The organism is Streptomyces sp. NPDC088354 (genome assembly GCF_044753585.1).
In the GTDB taxonomy this organism is placed as follows: domain Bacteria; phylum Actinomycetota; class Actinomycetes; order Streptomycetales; family Streptomycetaceae; genus Actinacidiphila.
Genome location: NZ_JBIVNJ010000009.1, coordinates 183804 through 203884, shown reverse-complemented (window position 1 = coordinate 203884; position 20081 = coordinate 183804). Strand labels below are relative to the sequence as shown.

The 20081-nt window shown below is 73.1% G+C and carries 1 protein-coding gene; it reads right to left on the bottom strand.

Going from position 1 to position 20081, the window contains the following annotated elements; genetic code table 11:
- Positions 1-33: 33 nt before the first annotated feature.
- Positions 34-20028 carry a hypothetical protein gene (locus ACIP98_RS16655; protein ID WP_401976481.1) on the bottom strand — a complete coding sequence of 6665 codons (19995 nt, stop codon included), beginning with the start codon at positions 20026-20028 and terminating at the stop codon, positions 34-36.
- Between the last annotated feature and the right edge of the window lie 53 nt (positions 20029-20081).

Here is a 20081-nt window from a genome sequence, read left to right as displayed (position 1 = left end):
TCACTGGCTCTGCTGCTGTTCCCACGGTCCCTGCTACTGGTTCCCGCCCGCGGCCGGCTGCGGGGGCGGCGGCGGGACCTGGAACCAGGACGGATTGATGCTCGCACGGTAGGCACTGGTCAGGTACATCGACTGGATGGTCTTCTCGAAGATCTTGAACGGCAGCTGGATCCAGAAGTCCGCGAAGCCCTGCCGGTGGAAGAACCGGCTGCCGCCGCCCATCACGAAGACGTTCTTCACCAGCGCGGTGGAGGCGGCCGTGGTGAGCGAGGCCAGGGCGTTGATGCCGCCGTCGAGGAAGGCGTCGGCGCCGTGCAGCTTGACCGTCTGGCCGTCGGCGTTGGTCACGCCCCACACCGCGGCGTTCATGCTGCCGTTGATCCAGCCGGAGATCACGCTGCTGCCGGCACTGAAGGAGAAGTCGTACATGCCTCCGCGCCAGCGGGTCGGCGTCTCGTTGCCGCCCCACTCGTTGGCCCAGTTCTTGTCGTGGTTGCCGGGGCGGCGGTTCCAGTGCTTGCCGCTGTCGATGTTGGCCCAGCCTGCCTTGAAGTCGCCGAGGTCGCGGAAGATCGCGCCCCGGTTCTCGTGGACCGCGGTGCTCAGGCCGGTCTTGACCGTCGCGCCGACCGCGGCGTTCGCGAACGCCTTCAGCGCGTCCTTGCCGGTGAACGGCTTGTCCTGGGCGGCGGCGACGATGCCGTTCACCGCCAGGTTGGCGCCGAACTCCAGGATGAACTCCTGGCCGAACTCCAGGGCCGCCTTGTACGCCACGGTCTGCCAGTACGGCTGGTAGCGGGCCTCGCGCAGCGCCGCCGCACCCGCGCCGGGCCCCTCGGGCAGGGCGGTGCCGGACCACGGCATGCGCTGGGCCTCGCGGACCCGGCGGCCCCAGCCGCGGATCTCGGTCAGCGGGCCGCGGAAGTCGTACTCGTTGCCGACCAGGCGCATCCGGCCGAGGGTGTCGGTCTCGAAGACCAGTCCGTTGTCGGTGCGCTGGGCGACGAGCCGGCCCCGGGCGTCGTAGCGGTTCCACTGGCCGCGCCAGGCGTCGGTCTCCAGGTAGCCCTGGCCCTCGACCGCGCGCTGCCGGACGACCGCGCCGTGGTCGAACTCCTTCCACACCGAGTGCGCGGTGGCCGCGCCCGTGTCGAACTCGCGCACCCGCAGCGGACCGCCGGAGTGCACCGGGGTCTCGCGGAGCCTGACGGGGGCGGGCTGGACGCCGCCCTGGCCGGCCGGCGGGACGAGTTCGTCGCGGAAGTGGCGGAATCCGGGCCGCCACTGGTTCTGCCAGGCGTGCCCGTTCCACCAGGTGCGGACCTCGCGTCCGGCTCCGGGGTCGACCCGCGTGCCGTTGCGCTCGAACTTGGCGGTGAGCCAGTCGCCGGCGTGCGCGGGGTCGGGGTCGAGCCAGGCGTCCACATAGCGGCCGGAGTCGAGCATGCGGCGCTCGCGGACCAGGTTGCCCTGCGCGTCGAAGTCCCGGTAGGAGTCGTCCCAGGGCAGCCGGGCGTCGTTCGAGCCTCGGAGGAACTCCCGTCGGCCATGGGCGAGTTCGTTGTCCTGGCCGTCCATCCGCCGCCAGGTCCAGCGGGACGAGTCGATCCGCCCGCTGCCCCGGACGAAGCTGTTCTGCGCGCCGCTCGGGTCCGGGTGCTGCTGTCCGGTCAGGTTGCCGTGCGCGTCGCGGGTGACCCAGGTGCCGCGGCCCACGCGGTCGGCGGGGGTCCGCGGGTCGGCGTACTCGCGCACGACGCCGTCGGGCAGGCCTTCGCGGGCGATCCGTACCCCGCCTTGCGCGTCGCGGAACTCGTCCCGCCAGACGATGCCGTCGGGCGAGCCCTGCACCGGGACGCGGTAGCCGCTGCGGGTGCCGTCGGTCCACGGCTGGTGCCCGTGACCGGGATCGGGCTGCGGCCGCGCGACGTTGTCGCCGACCTTGAGGGTCGTGCCGTCGTGCAGCTTGGTGACCGACCGGGCGAACGAGCCGTCGGCCGCGAGGTCGACGATGCCGCCGTCCAGGCCGACGTACCGCACGCCCGACCCGGCCGCGGTCGGGGACTCCTTGACCCAGGTGAACATCTGGTAGGTGCTGTCGCGGAGGACGTGCGCGTACATCCCCTCCGCGCGCCCGGCATCCGGCATCCAGTGGTTGCGGACGAAGGCCGGCGGGCGCTGCTCGCGCCAGCGCTCGGTGGTGAGGTGGCCGTCGCCGAACACCTCGCGCTTGCCGCTCTCCTTGCCGTGCGGCGACTGGCGCTCCCAGGTACCGGGCAGCGTGCGGTCACGGGTGAGCGTCCACTCCTGGTACTGCCCGGCGTAGTCGGGCGTCCGGCCCATGCCCCACTGCCGCTGGACGATCGCGCCGCCCGCGGTGCGGTCGGTCCAGCCGGCGTCATGGAGGTCCCGGGTGCGCGGACCCTGGTCCAGCTCCCGGGCGGCGCCGTCGTAGCGGTGCCAGGTCCAGGTGCCGTCGGCGTTGTGTTCCGCCAGGGTGTGGCCTGCCAGGCCGTCGTACTTCTGCAGGCCGTCGCGGTACTCGCGCACGGTCTGCAGGCCCTCCTTGTCCCGCCAGCCGGTGCCCGCGGTGTCGTAGTGCCGGGTGCCGGAACCGAGCGGCGCGCCGCCGTCCCGGTCCCACCGTGCCCACGTGGTACGGGCGTTGGTGCGGCCGAACTGGATGGTATCGGTACGGCGGAACGCGTCGAGCACGTCGCCGCCGGGCAGCAGCCGCCGCTCGAAGACCGCGACCGACGCCTTGGTCGAGCCGAGCAGGCGCACCCGGCCGTTCGCCTCCCCGGCGTGGTCGACGCCGCCGCGGTGGAAGGAGCCGGTGCCGACGGGGTCGCCGACGGCGTCGGTGCGCCGCCAGGTGCGGGCCGCGTGGTCGACCTCGTACCGGAAGCCGGTCGCCCGGCCGTTGTCCAGGACGTTGAAGGACTGCCGGGCCAGAGTGCCGTCCCCGGCGATCTCGACGAACTCCCCGTGCCGGGGCGTGCCGGGCAGGTTGAACTCGGCGCGCACGGCATTGTTCTGCCGCAGGGTGACGTCCCAGTGCGCGAGGCGCGTGCCCGCGCCGTCCTCCAGCCACCGGGCGCCCTGCGGGGCGGCCGCGGTGGGCTGCTCGGTGACGAGGACGCGGCCACCGGGCTCGTTCGGCAGCGGCGCGCCGTCGGCGGTGCGGACACCGGCACGGTCGTAGCGGCTGAACGTGCCGTCGATCCCGGTGACCTGGTGGCCGCCACCGGGCAGCGGGGTCCTGTCCCCCAGGAACCGCCCGGTCGCCCCGTCGAAGACCTCGTGGCCGCCGCCGGGCAGCACGATCTCGAAGTCGCCGTTCGGGCGCTGCGTGAGCACGCGGCCGGCGTCGGCAGCGAACGCGTCGTCCAGCCACCGGGCCGCGCCGCCCGCCGGGCGGTCGACGTGGCCGGCAGGTCGGCCGTCACGTCCGGCGAGCCGCAGGCCGTCGCCGGTGACGGCGCCGTCGGGCCCGAAGGTGTCGTATCCCGTGCGGTTCGCGATCCGCAGGCCCTGGTTGTCGGGGAGGGTCGTGACCTCGTCGTCCAGCGCGCTCCCGGCGGTGTCGGTGAGCCGGTGGCCCCCCTGTCCGTCCGGCACCGCGATCCGGTCGCCCCGCGCTCCCGTCACCGGGTCGGCGAGGACCACGCCGGTCTCCACCGGGCGGCCGTCGGCGCCGTAGCGCGTCGTCGCGCCCGTCGCGTCGTCCGTCACCCGGAAACCCGCGTTCTCCGGCAGCACCGTCAACCGCTCGCCGCGCACCGTACCCGCCGCGTCCGTCAGCACATGCCCGGCCGCACCGCGATCGACCACGAACAACCCACCCCGCACACCGTGCGCGTCGGCGAGCGCCACACCCGTGTCCCGCAGACGGCCGTCGGCGCCGTGGACCACGAAGCCGCCGGTGGCGTCGTCCGTCACCCGGAAGCCCGCGTTCTCCGGCAGCACCGTCAACCGCTCGCCGCGCACCGTACCCGCCGCGTCCGTCAGCACATGCCCGGCCGCACCGCGACCGACCACGAACAACCCACCCCGCACACCGTCCGCGTCGGCGAGCGCCACACCCGTGTCCCGCAGACGGCCGTCGGCGCCGTGGACCACGAAGCCGCCGGTGGCGTCGTCCGTCACCCGGAAGCCGTTGCCGTGGCCGAGATCGGTGACGGTTCCCGAACGGCGGGCGCCGTTCAGGTCGGTGACGTGGTGGGCCGCGCCCTCGGTCATCAGGACCCGGTCCGCGTCCGCCGGAGCGCCGTCGCCGCCGCTCAACCGGATGCCCTGGTCGACGTGGTGGCCCTGCGCGGTGAAGCGCGTGGTGACGCCGGTGCCCGTGTCGGTGACGCGCACATGACCGTCGCCCAGGAGGACCGCGTGCGGCGGCTGCCCCCCGGTGGTGACGACCCGGGGGTCCGCCGGGCGCCCGTCGGCGTCGATGCGCAGCTGGAGGCGCATTCCGGTCGGCTGGTGGCCGGCGTCGCGCATCGGGACGTCCTCGCCGATCCGCACGCCGCCCTGGTCGTACCTGACGACCGTGTCGGTGGGCGTGTGGCGGACGTCGAAGCCGCCGTCCCCCCGGACGGTGACCGTGCGGTCCGGGTCGGGGACAGAACTCTGGTCCACCACCCGGTGGGTGACGCTGCCGTCCGCCCAGGTGTTCCGCTCGATCCTGAGCCCCTGGGTCCCGGCCGGGCCGGGGTCGGACAGCGCGGTCGTGACCGTCGCCGCCGGCGCGGCCGTCGACGAACCGCTCCCGCCGCCGCCCGCGTTGACCGCGCCGCGCCTGGCGGCCTGCTCGTTGACCGCGTGCATCCGCTGGTCCGCGATGTGCGGATCCAGGCCGGTGTCCCGCAGGTTGTGGTACGCGGACTGCATGCGCTCCCGCGCCGCCAGCACCTCGCCCCGGGTGTGCGCGTCGACCGCGCTCACGCCCTGGGACGTGCTCGCCCCGCCGCCGCGCAGGTGGTCCTCCGCCTTGCCGAGGTCCGTCCTGGCGGAGGTGAGGTCGGAGTAGCGCTGCCGGAACGGCCGCCCCTCCCCGCCGAGCAGGTCCTCGACGGCACGGTACTGGGACCAGGACGCGGGCTGGTCCGTCTCGTCGGCCCGGGCGAGCCAGGTCAGGGCTCCGTCGAGGCGGCCGCGGGTGCTCGCGCGCAGGGTGTCCCCCGACAGCAGCGGTCGGGCGCCGCGCGCCAGGTCGCCCCTTCCGCCCTGCTGGACGTCGTCCAGCGCGCGGTAGACGGCCGCCTCGTCCCGGGCCTGGGTCCGCAGGTCCCGGACGCCGGGAGCGCGCTCCGAGCCGGGCCGGACGCGCAGGAACCCGTCGGCCGCCGTGACCACCCGGTCCAGGGCGTCGGCCCGCCGGGCGAAGTCGGTCTCGGGGACGCCCCGCAGGTCGTTCAGGGCCTGGTCCACGGCGTGGATCTGAGACTGGCTGCGGATACCCGTCCTGGTCGCGGTCCGGTTCCGGAAGACGTCCGGGTCCAGCAGATCGGTGTGCGCGGGCCGCGCGGTCCCGGCTCCGCCCCCGGCGTGCACGGTGAGGTCCGGCGCGGCGGGGCGGCCGGGGTTGCCCGCCGGGCGGACGACGAGGTCGTCGACCAGCGCCGGGCGGGACGGGAGTTCGGCCGGCGGCGCCGGCGGAACCGCGTCCGTGCCGCGTCCACTGCCACTGCCGAGCGGACGGGTCTCCTCGATGTGCCGGACGGGACCGCCGTCCCGCCGGCCGGCCAGGAGGTCGTCCAGCACGCTGGGCCGCGACAGGACGCCGTCCACCGCCTTCGGCGGCGTGAGCACACGCGCCGCCGGGCCACCGGCGAGAGCGTCGTCCACCGGCTTGGGGGCCGGGGCCTCGTGCAGCACGGCGGCCGGCGCCGGGGTGTGCGACAGGCCCGAACCGCTCGCGGGGGCGGGGGCGGGCACCTCGTGGGTGACCCCGCCGAGCGACGTGGACGGCACCGGGACCTCCGGCGCGGTCCGGCCGGACAGGAACAGCTCGCGAGCCGTGTCGCTCAGGGCGATCACGCGGATCGGGGACCCGTTCTCCGCGGTCCGCTGGTACGCGTACACATAGGTCGACGATTCCTTCGTCATCCTGTCGACCCGGTTGCGGCCCACGCCGAAGGCGTCCTGGTAGCTCGGGCCGCCGGACTTCGGGATCTCGATGCTGCCGTCGCTCTCGACCAGCTTCTGGATCACCTGGCGCAGATCCTTGTCCGCAGCCGGCATCGCCCTGGCGATCTCACCGGCCAGATCACGCACGGGCGGCTGCTGGACCGCCGGCTTCCGCGGAGCCAGTTTCTCCTCGATCGTCCGCAGCAGCCCGTTGCGCTCGTCGAGCAGGCGCTGCGCCAGCTCCTTGCGCGCCCCCTCCGCGGACGCGTGGAAGCGCTGCGTGAGTTCGAGCGACGTCGTGACGTGCTGGTGCGCCTTCCTCAGGTTCCAGCGCACATTGCGATGGATACCCGTGATGCGCTCGGCACGCCCGGTTTCGGTGAGGTCGGTGCGCTTCCCGGTCGCCTCGATGCTGTCCATGCCGCTCAGCGCCTGGCGCAGCCGGTCGGAGGCCAGGTCGAACTGCTTGCCGGAGGCGCGGGCGACCGGGTCGACGGTGCCGTCGGGGAAGTAGCGGCCGTCGCCGTCCGCGTTCCAGACCTTCACCGGGCTGGGCCAGTCGCCGTGTGCCACGACGCCCTCGGCGGTGATGGGCAGGCTGCCGCCGAACTTGGCCTCGGGGCGGAACATCCTGGTGACGATCCGGCCCAGTTCGTCGGGCGTACCCAGGAGGCCGAGGACGTGCTTTTGGAAGTCGCCCCCGATGGAGGCCACTTCGCGCATCACGGACAGCGTGATGCCCTCGCGCACGTGCTCGCCGTGGAAGACCTCCTGCTCGAAGGAGACCTGGCGCGTGCTCTTGTCCGGATAGGTGTACGTCCACCGGGTACGTGCCCCGGTGCCGGTGGCTCCCGGTTCGAACGCCGCGGTGCGGACCTGCTGCCCGCCGTGCTCCAGGCTCTGCATGGCCGGCCGGTCCAGCGGGTTGAGCTGGTCGTGGAGGGAGACCCAGCCGCCCCTCTCCTCCAGCACCTTGGCGTCGAAGACCAGCGTGGTGGGCCCGTACCGGGTCTGCATCGGCGCGTCGCCCGCTTCCATCCGGAAGAAGACGAAGTCGTCGTTGCCCAGGTTGGAGGTGTTGTTGGCCGAGCTCTTGCCGGAGGCGTAGAACTTCTGGCCACGGCGGCCCAGTTCGCCCTGTGACGCCATCTGCCCGCTGTTCTCGATGGCGCGGTACGCGGGGGTGGCGTGCTTGACGTGGTACGGGACCGCGTCGAGCTGCTTGCGCAGTTCGAGGAACTGCGCCCGGACCGGATCCGGCATCCCGGCCAGGAGGGTGTCGACCTCGGTGCGCAGGTTGTGGACGTTCGTCTCGGAGAGCGTGCGGACGAAGCTCGTCTGCTCGGCGGGTGTGAGCCTTTCGAAGTCCGCGAACACCGAGGACCACTGCCCCTGGTCGCCCGGGAAGACGGCCTTCCACTGGGTGCCGGCCGGCACCGCCTTGAAGGCCTGGTCGGTCCGGTACCGCCGGACCAGGTCCGTCAGCGAACGGGTCCGGTCCACCGCCGCCCGGGGATCGAACGCGCGGTCGGGGTGCGCGGGATCCCGTACCAGCACGTGCGAACCCGGCGCCCCCGGTCCCGCGGCGTCGACGGCCTCGTCGACGAGCTTGGCGTAGTGCCGGCCGACGGCCGCCCACGGCGTGTGCGCGTTGCGCAGCCCGTAGACACCGCCGGAGCCGGCGGCGTCCCTCACGAAGCCCCGCAGCCCGGTGTCCAGGTCGTCCGCGGCCTGCCGCAGCTCACCGGCCATGCCGCGCAACTGGTCGGGGGTCGGCCGGGGACCGGTCCCGTTCAGGGCCTCGTGCAGCCGGACGGCGCGGTTCTCGACGAGGGCGGACTGGTCCGCGATCTCCTGCCCGGTCCAGATCCGCTGCCAGAGGCCCGCGGGCTCCTCCGCGGTCGCGTCGCGCGAGAGCTCGTCGAGCCGCCGGGCGTGGGCCTGCAGCATCTCGGCGTGCTCGACGTCCCCGAGGCCGGCGAACCGCTCGACCAGGTGGTTCACCTCGTCCTGGGACAGGTAGCGCGCGTCCATCAGGTCCTGCACGGCGTCGGTCACCGCCTGCCGCGCCAGCGTCTCCTTGCCGCGGACGTCGTTGATCTTCCCCTGCAGCGCGTCGGTGCCCGTGACGGCCTTGCCGTCCTTCGCGGCCGTCTCCGTCTTCTGGGCCAGCTGCTGCTCGACGCCCTGCAGCTCCTCGACGGCCTTGCCGTGCTGCGACAAGGTGCCGTCGAGCCGGTCGAGCACGTTCCACGGGCGGCCGTCGATCGTGTAGCGGGCCGCCGAGCCGAACTCGTCCGTGACGCGCACGACGTCGCCGCGGAACAGCTCCACGCGGTGCGCCTGCCCGCCAGGGCCGGTGACCGTGGCGTCCGTGGCGTGCCCGCGCCCGTCCAGTTCGACGTGCAGGCGCGAACCGGTCGCGTTCCAGGTGGAGTCCAGCAGCGGGAGGTCGTGGGCGATCCGCAGGCCGTTGTCGTTGTACGTGGCGATCGTGTCGCTGGGCGCGTGGCGGACGTCGAAACCGCCGTCCCGGCGCACGGTGACCGTGTAGTCGGGGTGCGCCGCGAGGTCGTTCCCCAGCACCTGGTGGGTCCGGTCGCCGTTCTCCCAGACGCTCCGCTGGATCAGCAGACCGTTCTCCCCGCTGACCGCACTGTTGAACAAGGGCGTCTCGTCCGTGGACACCGGCACGTGCTCCCGCGGGACGGTGCCGCCGCTGCCCGCGTTGATCGCGCCGCGCTCGACGGCGGCCCGCTCGTTGATCTCGTGCATCCGCCCGTCGACGGCGAGCGGGTCGACACCCGCGTCCTGCAACTGGTGGAACGCGTCCGCCTCGCGGCCCCGCGCCGCCAGCACCTCGCCCTGGTGGTGCTGATCGACCACGCTGACGTGCTGCGACGTGCCCGCCTCGCCACCGCGGAGGTGGTCCTCGGCCTTGCCGAGGTCGGTGCGGGCCGAGGTGAGGTCCGCGTAGTGCTGCCGCGCCGGCTGCCCCTGGCCGCCGAGCAGATCGTCCAGGGCACGGGAGTCGTGGGTCCAGGGGTCGGCGCCGCCGCCGTGGGTACCGGCGGGGGGAGGGGTCGTGGTCGCGTCGTGGGCGACGGCGGGAGGCGTGGGTGCCGACGGGTGGGCGTCGGTCGCCGTGCCCGGGGGCAGCAGCAGTTCGCGGCCCTTGTCCGTCAGATGGAGCCCGTCGTCCGCGCCCCTGACGAGCCCGGCGTCCTTCAAGGCCGAGAAGGCCTTGGAGAACTGGTTCTTGCTGAGCCCGAACGCCGCCTTGGTCTCCAGGTCGACCTTGGAGTTCAGCAGCGGCCGGAACCCGTCGGAGTGGGCCAGCACCTTGGCCACCGACACCATGTGGCCGTTGGCCTTCGCCACCCCGGCGCCCTTCAGCGCGCCCTCCACCCAGGGCGCCGGACGCCGCAGCAGATCCTCCACGCTCGCGACGGCGGCGGCCGGCGGCTGCGCACCGGCGGTGCCGAGGGCCGCGACCGGAGGCTGTGCGGGGGGCGCGGCCTGCGCCGCGGGCGCCAGCCGGGCCTTGATGTCGTCCAGCAGCTTGGTGCGCTCGGCGAACAGCTTCTCGGCCATCTCCAGGCGGTCGCCGGTGGCGGTCCTGCGGAACTGGTCGGTCAGGTCGACCGACTGCTGGGCGTGCAGCTCCGCCTTGCGCAGGTTGAACCTGACGGAGTTGGTGTGCCCGCTCGCGATGCCGTTGTCGGCCTGGCGGACCTTGTCGAGCGCCTCGTCGTGCTGCTTGCCCGCGGCCCGGGCGATCGGGTCGACGGTGCCGTCGGGCAGGTACCGTCCGTCGCCCGCCGGGTTGTGGACGTCCACGAGGCCCGCCCAGCGTCCGGAGACCTCGGACCCCAGGGGCGTGAAGGGGAGGTTGCCGCCGAACTTCGCCTCCGGGCGGAACAGGTCGGAGACGACCTTGCCCAGTTCGTCCGGGTTGTCCATGACGCGGAGCGCATGGGCCTTGAAGTCGCCCCCGATGGACTGCACTTCGCGCACCACCGACAGGGCGAGCCCTTCCCGCACCTCCGCGCCGTGGAAGACCTCCTGCTCGAAGGAGACCGTGCGGGTGGACCTGTCCGGGTACGTGTAGGTCCACCGGGCCCGCTCGCCCGTTCCCGTGAAGCCCTCGTCGAACTCGGCCGCGCGGACGTTCTTCCCCTCGAATTCCAGGTTCCGCATGGTCGGACGGTCCAGGGGGTTGAGCTGGTCGTGCAGGGAGACCCAGCCGCCCCTCTCCTCCAGCACCTTGGCGTCGAAGATCATGGTGGTGGGCCCGTACCGGGTCTGCATCGGGGCCTTGCCGGACTCCATCCGGAAGAACACGAAGTCGTCGTTGCCCAGGTTGGACGTGTTCTTCACCGAGCTCTTGCCGGACGCGAGGAACTTCAGTCCGCGGCGCTCCAGTTCGCCCTGCGACATCATGAATCCGCTGTTGGCCATGGTGTGGTAGGCCGGTGTCGCGTGCTTGATGTGGTGCGGGAGGTTCTCCACCCGGGCGCGGAGATCGCGCAAGGCCTGGGCGTCACCGGCATCCAGCTTGCCGAGCAGGGTGTCGAACTCCTCCCTCAGCACCTGGATGTTCCGGCCGGAGAGGTTCTTGACGAACTCCCCCTTCTGCGTGGGCGTCAGGTTGTCGGGGAAGTCGCCGATCGCCTGGGCCCAGTTCCCTTCGGCGTCGGGAAGGACCTTCGTCCACTGCTTGCCCGTCGGTACGTCCTTGTACGCGCCCCACACCCGGTACCTGCGGGCGACGTCGACAGCCCCGCCCGACAGGCCGCGGGCCGCCTTGCCGACGAGGAACGGCTCGGAAAGGTGCACCGCCTCGCCCGGCCGGGCCGCGGTGAGGGCGTCGTCGACGAGCTTCACGTAGTGGTTCACGGCGACGACGAGCGCCTTGTTCTGGGCTCGCAGCGCGTACGCGCCACCGAGACGGGCGGCGTCCTTGATGAATCCGTCCGTCATCACGCCCAGCCGCCCGGCCGAGCCCTTGAGCTCGTCGACGAGGCCCTGGATCTCCGCGCGGCTCGCCGGGGAACCGGGCAGCAGCGCGTTCTCGAGGTCCGCGACCCGCACCCGCACGTCGCCGGCCTGCGTCCTGATCTCCGGCCCGGTCCACACTCCCTGGTCGGGACGTCCGGCGCCTTCCGGCGTACGGGCGAAGACGTCCAGGTCGTCGCCGTGCGCGCGGAGCCGTACGGCCTGGTCCACGTAGCTCGAACCGGCGAGCCGGTCGACCAGGCTGTTCAGCTCGACCTGGGTGAGGCTCCGGGAGCTGATGAGGTCGTCCACAGCGCCGTCGAGCACCGCCGTGGCCTTCTGCTCGTTCAGGAGGGCGTCGTCCACCTTGGCCTGGGCATCGGACAGCTTGGGGGAGTTGTCCGACAGCTGCGCAAGGTCGTTCTCGACCTGGCGCAGCTTGCTCGCCGCACCGGCGTGGCCTTCCAGGGCGTTGTTCAGCGGCGTGAGGTCGACCGGCGTGTGCGCCGTGGGCGCTGCCGCCGGCGGCTGGTGGGAGCCTGAACCCGAGGGCCCCGCTGTCGCCAGGTCGTCGCCCGCGCTCGTCGTCGGGTGCACGCCGCCGCGCAGCCGCGGGAACTCGTGGCCGAGCAGTTGCGCGGTCACGTCCTCCGACAGCGCCCGCACGGTCAGCCGGCCTTCGAGGGTGCCCAGCCGGTCCTGCACCACGTGGTAGGCCTGCTGGAATTCCGCCCGCGTCACCATTGCCTCGCCGCGCTTCTGCAGCTGCAGGTTCACCGTGTGGAACAGGTCCGTCTCCCGCGACAGCTCGGTGCGGACCGCGGTCGGAGCCTCCCTCCAGGACGCGGGCGTGGGCAGCGGGTTGAACAGATCGTTGTTGTGCAGCACGGTGCCGCGCAGGTCGGCGGCGAGGTTGCTGAAACCGGTGCCGCTCCACTCCTTCGTGAAAGCCCGCTCACCGCCGGTGATCGACACCTCGACCGCGTTGCGCTCCGCATGGTGGGTGACGGTCACGGTCAGCTCGTCCGGGTAGCCGGGCCGGCTCACCACGAACTTCACGACGTCCGGGTTGATGCCCTCGGTCCGGACGATCGCGTCGCCCAGGCCCTCCCAGCGCCGCACCGCGCCCTGCTCGAAAGCGCGGCCGAAGTCCTCGAAGGCCGTCCCCGACGGCAGGCCCTGCCACTCCTCGCGGAGCAGCGCGGGAAGCTCGGCGTTCGGGATCTGCTCCGCACGCACCGGAATGACGGTGATGCCGTCCGGCTCGACGCGGGGTTCGCCGGTCCGCACCAGCCGCGTCGGCGACAACGTCACCTCCGACTGGTCGCTCAGCGCGACCGCGACGTCGTCGGACGCCCTCTCATAACCCGGCGGGTAATCCATCGCCAGCTTGCCGTGGTTCGCGGGCACTTCGATCTCGAAGACGACACGGTTGCTGTTGACGCCGTTCTTCGCCCACTCCGCCTGGAAGCCGCGGTTGTTGGACGTCGACGCCGGGAGCCGCTCGATGAAGACATCGGCCTGCGCGGCGTGCGGGTCCATCGCCACACCGCGCCACACCGTCATCGGCTCGTTCGCACCCTCGTGCAGCAGGCCCTTGGTGACCCGGTTGAACTCCTCGACCTTGCCGATCAGGCCCGGATTCGCCTCCAGAACACCGGCGTTGAGATAACCCCCGTAACCCTTCTTCGACGTGAAGGCACCACCGATCACGTTCTGCATGAACAACTTCAGGTCGTTGTCCACTGCGGCCCTGCCCAGATGCGCACGCGCCAGGTCCGCGGCGGCAGTCCAGTTCCCGGCCTCACCCGGCGACACGCTCCCGGGCACCGCCACCGGCGGCCGCCCGGACGTCTCGGTCCTGATCAGCGTGCCCGTGGCGCGGTCGTAGACCTGGTTGCCCGCGGGCGACGCCACATGGATCTCGCCGTCGCCCACCAGCTTCGCCGACCACGCCGAACCGCCGACCGACATGTCCGCCACCGCGTTGCCGGTGATCTTGATCTCGGCGCCCGCGAAGTGGCCGTCGGAGAACGACATCGTCTCCTGTGCGGTGCGCAGATTCGGCCCCAGCCGCTTGTACGTCCAGCTGTGGACGACCGTCCCGCCGCCGTCCAGCTCACGCACGGTGAACTGGGGGCCCTCCTGGACCACATCGAAGCGGTGCCCGCCCGCCACAGGGTTCCCCAGCAGCTCCGGAGTCTTGCCGCGCTCGGCACGCACGACGAACCCGTCCTGCCCCGGAACACCCACGACCGAACGGTTGTCGACCGGAGGCAGTGGCGCCGGCTGGTGCGAGCCCGAGGGACCGCCCGCGGCCAGATCGTCACCGACGGTCGTCGGGCGCGCGGCGCCCCGCACCCGCGGGAACGGGTGCCCGAGCAGCTGCGCCGTCACATCCTGCGACAGCACCCGCACCGTCAGCCGGTCCGCCACCGTGCCCAGCTGGTCCTGCACCGCGTGGAACGCCGTCTGGAACTCCGCCCGCGACACCGCTCCCTGACCGAGCTTCTTCAGCTCCAGGTTCACCGTGTGGAACAGGTCCGTCTCCCGCGACAGCTCGGTGCGGACCGCGGTCGCGGTGTGCGCCTGCTGCCAGGACGACGGGGTGGGCAGCGGGTTGAACAGCTCGTTGTTGTGGAGGACGGTGCCGCGCAGATCGGCGGCGAGGCTGCTGAAGCCCGTGCCGCTCCACTCCTTGGTGAACGTGCGGTCGCCACCGGTGATCGACACCTCGACGGCGTTGCGCTCCGGGTGGTGGGTGACGGACACGGTGAGCTCGTCGGCGAGACCGGGGCGGCTGACCACGAACGTCTTGACCGTGTCGGTGGCCTCCGTGCGGACGACCGCGTCGCCCAGCCCCTCCCACTGCCGCACCGCGCCCTGTTCGAAGGCCCGGCCGAAGTCGTCGAAGGCCGTGCCCGACGGCAGGCCCTCCCACTCCGCGCGGATCAGCGCGGGAAGCTCGGCGTTCGGGATCTGCTCCGCGCGTACCGGAATGACGGTGATGCCGTCCGGCTCGACCCGGGGTTCGCCGGTGCGCACCAGCCTGGTCGGGGAGAGCGTCACCTCCGACTGGTCGCTCAGCGCGATGGCGTCGTCGATGGTCTTCTCGTAGCCCGGCGGGTACGCCATCGCCAGCTTGCCGTGGTTCGCGGGAACCTCGATCTCGAAGACCACACGGTTGCTGTTGACACCGTTCTTCGCCCACTCCGCCTGGAACGCGCGGTTGTTGGACGTCGACGCCGGGAGCCGCTCGATGAAGACGTCGGCCCGCGCCGAGTGCGGGTCCATCGCCACACCGCGCCACACCGTCATCGGTTCATTGGCGCCCTGGTGCAGCAGATCGCGGGTGACCTTGTTGAACTCCTCGACCTTGCCGACCAGGCCCGCGTCCGCCGTCAGCGCGCTGGGGTTGACGAATCCGCCGTAGCCCTTCTTCGAGGTGAAGGCACCACCGATGACGCCCTGCATGAACAGCTTGAGGCTGTTGTCCTCGGTCGCCCTGCCCAGGTGTGTACGGGCCAGGTCGGTGGCGGCCTTCCAGCTGTCCGCCTCGGCCGGCGGCAGGTGCAGGTCCGCGGGCGGGCTCACCGGCGGCCGGCCGGACGTCTCGGTCCTGATCAGCGTGCCGGTGGCGCGGTCGTAGACCTGGTTGCCCGCGGGCGACGCCACATGGATCTCGCCGTCGCCGACCAGCTTCGCCGGCCACGCCGAACCGCCGACCGACACGTCCCCCACCGCGTTGCCGGTGATCTTGATGGTGGAACCGCCGAAGTGGCCGTCGGAGAACGCCATCGACTCCTCGGCCGTACGCAGCTGCGGACCCAGCCGCTTGTACGTCCAGCTGTGGACGGCCGAGCCGCCGGCGTCCAGCTCACGGACGGTGAACTGGGCCCCGCCGCGCTGGACGTCCACCACCTCGAAGCGGTGCCCGCCGACGGTGGCGTTGCCCACCAGCTCCGGGGGCGTACCGCGCTCGGCCCGGACGACGATCCCGTCGTGACCGGGGATGCCGACGACCGAGCGGTTGTCGATCGCCGGCAGCGCGGGCGCCTGGTGCGCGCCGGACGGGCCGCCGGTCGCCAGGTCGTCGCCCGCGGTCGTCGGGTGCATCCCGCCCCGCAGCCGCGGGAACTCGTGCCCGAGCAGCTGCGCCGTCACATCCTGCGACAGCGCCCGCACCGTCAGCCGGTCCGCCACCGTCCCCAGTCGGCCCTGCACCGCGTGGAACGCCGTGTCGAACTCCGCCCGCGACACCGCTCCCTGGCCGAGCTTCTTCAGCTCCAGGTTCACCGTGTGGAACAGGTCCGTCTCCCGCGACAACTCACCGCGCACGGGCACCGGCGGCGCGGGGGCGGGCTTCGGCCGGGGTGCCGGTGGCGGCGGTGTCGGCCGGGTGTCGGCGACCTTCGCGGCCTCGTCGAGCAGGTCCGCCCGCGGGGCACCGTGCGGGTCCAGCAGGCCCGCGGTGAAGCGGAGGTCCTCGAAGCTCTCGTGGACGCCCGCGCCGGCCGCGGGAGCCGGGGCCGCGCCGCGCCGCGGCTTGGGGAAGACCGGCACCGTGTCCACGGTGAACGAGAAGTTGTTGTCGCGGGCGAACGTCTCAAGGACGGTCTTCTGGGTGAGGGCCTCACCCGCCTTCGCCGCGTCCGCGCCGTCGTGGAAGAGCACGACGCGGTCCAGGTCCTGCCAGGTGATCCGGCCGTGGATCTGCGCCTCGATGTATTGCTGGAGCCGGGACGGCAGGTCGCCGGAGTCCCGCAGGCCGCGGTAGGTCGCGTCGAAGGCGAAGTCGGTCGCCTCGGCGAACGCCAGCCGGACCAGGGAGTCGGGGCCGTGGTTGAGCAGCGGCGCCATGTTGCCGAGGCCGGTCACGCCTTCCGCGCCGCGCGGGCCGCGGCCGAAGCTGTCGGTCGGTGTGAAGGTGGCCCGCTCCATCACCTGCGGCTTGAGGTGGAAGACGGCCGAGCCGTACTGCTGGAGCGCCTGCGGCCGGTGGGAGGAGGTCAGGGCCGCGTAGCCCGGCAGGGTCGAGCGGTCGAGGTCGGTCGGGGCGAAGAGCTCCCCGGGGTCGTTCGTACGGCCGGGGTAGACCCCCGCCCGGTCCGGGCCGCCGGTGCGCTTGACGGTGCCGGCGTAGCCCAACGACTCCTCGGCGGGGCCGCGGCTCTTGAAGAGGTAGCGCAGGTGGTCCGGGGTGGCCTCCCAGGCGTTGCGCACCAGCACGGTGTTGTCCCGCACCATCGCGTCCAGCACGGAGCCGCCGGTGCCCTTGACCGCCTTGCCGAGGTCGACGTTGACCGTCAGGGTCATGTCGTTGCGCAGGTGGTGCAGGACCTTGGTGACCAGGGAGTCCATCACCCCGTCGATGCCGCCGCCCACCAGGTACGGCTTGGCCCACGCCCAGTCGCCGCTGCGCAGCTTGGAGATCAGTGCGGCACGGTCGATCTCCAGGCTCCGCAGGGCGCGCCGCTCCACCATGACGAGCGCGGCCACCTGCGGGGTCCGCAGGTCGTTCCAGACCGGTCGGCCCTCCAGGCCGCGGAAGAGCTCCAGGTCGTCGGTGAGCGAGGCGATCCGCGTGTCCAGGGCCGTGATCAGCTCGTCGTGGGTGGCCGCGGCGCGCGCCTTGGTCAGGGCGTCCATGTCGGCCTGGAAGGCGCGTTGGGCGTCGGCGGGGTGCTGCAGCCAGTGGGCCACCGTCAGGTCGCGGCTGGTGGGGATCAGCACGTGGACGTCGCGGCCGGTGGCCTCGCCCGCCCTCGTGCCGTCGATGACGACATGGCTCGCTGGGGGTACGGGGGTCACCGACTGGACGACGCCGGGAGGGCCGGCGGGCACGTCGTGGTGCCCGCGCAGTCCCCGCAGCCAGCGTGAGACGGGCGAGCCGCCCGGCAGCACGCCGTAGCGGGCCTCGACCTCGCGCACCTCGGGGAGCGGGGAGCCGCCGGTCGCCTCGGACCACTGCCGCTCGGCGAGGGCCTGGTCCATGTCGGCCCGGACGAACCGGTCCCAGGCGTGCGCGAGGGCGGAGCCGTCGGCGTGCCCGGAGCTGCCGACGCCCTGCAGGTGGCGCTGCTCGATGTCCTCGAAGTCGTCCAGCGCGTCGTCCCAGGCGCGCCGGGTGTCGGTGAGGGCGACACTCGCGTCGCCCGTGGCACGCCAGTCGCCGCCGGGCGGGGTGGCGTCGAGGTCGTGCGGCGTGGCCGGCGTGGCGCGTCCCTTGCCCTTCGGCGACACGTGCGGCAGGTCCGACACGTCCGGGCCGTGGTGCGGGACGGCCGTCCCGGCGCCGGGGGCGCCGGCGGAGTGCGGCTCGGTGTGCGGGGTCTGCGGGCCGTGGCCGCCGGTGTCCGGGCGGACCGGGGTGGCTACCAGGTCGTCGGCGGTGGCGGGGACCGCCGGGCGGTGGTCCCCGGTACGGGCGGGCGCACCGGCGAAGGCGTGGCCGGCGTCGCCGTTCTTGGCCGGGGCGCCGGCGAAGGCGTGGGTGTCGGCGGGGCGCACGCCCGGCCCGGTCTCGACGAGGTCCAGGGCGGCGGCGCGGGTGCCGTCGACCGGGGCGAGGGTGTCGCCGCCGGGACGCACCGGGCTGGGCGTGGGACCGTTCGCGGCCGACGTGCCGGGGGTGAGCCGGTCGGGGACGGCGCCGCTGCGGGGGGAGCCCGGGGAGTGGAGGAGTTCGTCGAGGTGGAGGCGGGTCTGGTTGGCCGTCAGGGCGCTGGCGGTACGGTCGCCGAACTGGGCGCCGGAACCGGCCGGTACGGGGCTCTGGGGGCCGTTGCGGCCGCCCGCCGCGAGCAGGTCGAACGCGGAGGCGCCGGTGCCGTCGGCGCCGTGGTGCGCCTGCCCGATACCGGTGATCGGCACGTGGCCGCCCGCGGCCGCGCCGCCCGGGGTCACCCCGGCCGCGAGATCGTGGCCGGCCGCGGTGACCGGCGGCGGCGCCTGGGCTCCGGTCACCGCGGAGTGCAGGACGCCGTTGCCCGGGCCGGGGGTGCCCGGGGTGAGCAGGTTGCCCGCGGCGGCGGTGCCGGGCGGTGGGGTCTGCACGCCGCCGACCAGGATGTTCCCGTGGCCGTGCGCGCCGCTGCCGGCGCCCGGCAGCAGGGTGTCGAGGTGGCCCACGGCGCCCGGGGGCGGTGCCTGCACGGCGGTGAGCGCGGAGTGCGCGGCGCCCGGGACCGGGGTGCCGGTGGCGAGGTTGACACCCTGCACCGCGGGGGCCCCGGCGGATCCCGGCAGGTAGAGACCGGAGGAGTGGAGGCTCGGGGCCGAGGAGGCGGCGCTGACGCCCAGCCCGGCGTCGGTGCGGCCGCCGAACGGGGTGAAGCCGTTCATCTGAAGGTTGTTCAGGTGGGCCTTGGGGATGTCGACGAGGGCGTCGAGCTGCCGGGAGGCGTGGAAGCCGAGTCCGGCCCGGTCGCCGATGGCGCCGACGTTCCCCATGTGCAGCGAGGGGGTGCGCAGCGCGGACGCGAGGTCGACGGGACCGAGGTTGAGGTCGAAGGGCCGCATACCGGCGTTGGCGCCGGCCCAGTCGCCGAGCCGGACATTGCCCAGCTCGACGCGCGGCATGTCGACGAGCGCGTCCAGGCCGTGCGGCCCGCCGTGCGGGATCGGCACCGCGCTGATGCCGTGGCCGACCGCCCCGGCGAGGGGCGCGCCGAAGATGTGCTGGCCCATGACACCGCGCTCGAAGAAGCCGATGCGCAGGGCGCCGCCCAGGCCGTACTGGCCGATCTCGCCGGCGTCCACGGGGAGCAGCAGGCGCAGCCACTTGCCGCCGCCGAGCTCGCGGACGCCGAAGTCGTAGGTGGCCTTGGCGCCGGTGGTCAGTCCCTCCCAGCCGATGGTCAGGCCGCGGCCGAGGCCCTTCCAGCCGGCGGCGAGGCCGCCGCTGATGATCTCCGGCAGTCCGCGGACCACGCCGGGGATGCCGCGCAGGCCCTGCACGACGGTGATGCCGCCGCGCTGGATGACCATGCCGGCGAGGCCGGGCAGGTTGTGGATGCCCTGCATGACCCACAGACCGCCGACGCGGATCCAGGTCGTGCTCAGATGCACGAAGTCGCGCAGGCCCGGCATGATCGTGGTGAACCGGAAGCCGTTGGTGAACAGGTTGCGCAGCGCCTGGAAGGCGGTGCTCGCGATCGCCTTGAACCCCTTGGCGAAGGCGGTGCCGCCGGCCTTGATGATCTGGAAGATCGGCAGGGCCTTGGTGGTGGGGGCGATGATGCCGAGGCCGGCGAGGAAGAGGTCGAGGAAGTTGGCGTCGCCCTTGGCGAAGTCGACGATGGTCTTGATGAAGAGCGTGAGGTTGACGCCCAGGGCGAGCAGCGCGATGGGGCCGCCGAAGATCAGCGCGGGGATGATCAGGATGATCGCCAGCCACTGGAAGGCCTCCCAGAACACCTGGCACTGGGAGATCGGGAGCTGGATGTTGGCGACGCCGTTGATGCTGGAAGCGGCGGTTCCGGCCGCCTCGCCGTGCTCGGTGCCCGCGCCCCTGGCGGTGGTGGCGTAGGTCTCGCGCTGCGGGTCGTCGGCGGAGAGCCCGCGGCCGGCGTTCAGCGCGCCGTCGGCCCTGCCCTGGAGTTCGACGAGCTTGTCCGCCCAGGTGGTGAGCGCGTCCGCGGCCTTCTCGAAGGACTGGGCGACGTCCTCGATATGGCCGCGCAGCCGGTCGTCGACCTTGCCGCGCAGGGCGTCGGCGGCCTGGCCGACGAAGATGCTGTCCCCGGCGGTGTTCATCACCGCGTCGATGGCCGCGCTGATCTCCCGGGCGTTGCCGCCCATGGTCTTCAGCTCGGTGGACAGCTGCCTGATCTGCTCGGGGTCACCCGGAGTGGGGTCCCCGGAGAGTCCGATCGCGTCCCAGTCGGTCGGGCGTGCCATGGGTTTTCCTCCCGGTGACGACGGGACGGAGCAGGGACCGCTCCCTCATCCCG

What these genes read in the sequence shown, in the direction of transcription:
- ACIP98_RS16655 (WP_401976481.1), bottom strand. Translation starts at nt 20,028, where the DNA reads ATGGCACGCCCGACCGACTGGGACGCGATCGGACTCTCCGGGGACCCC.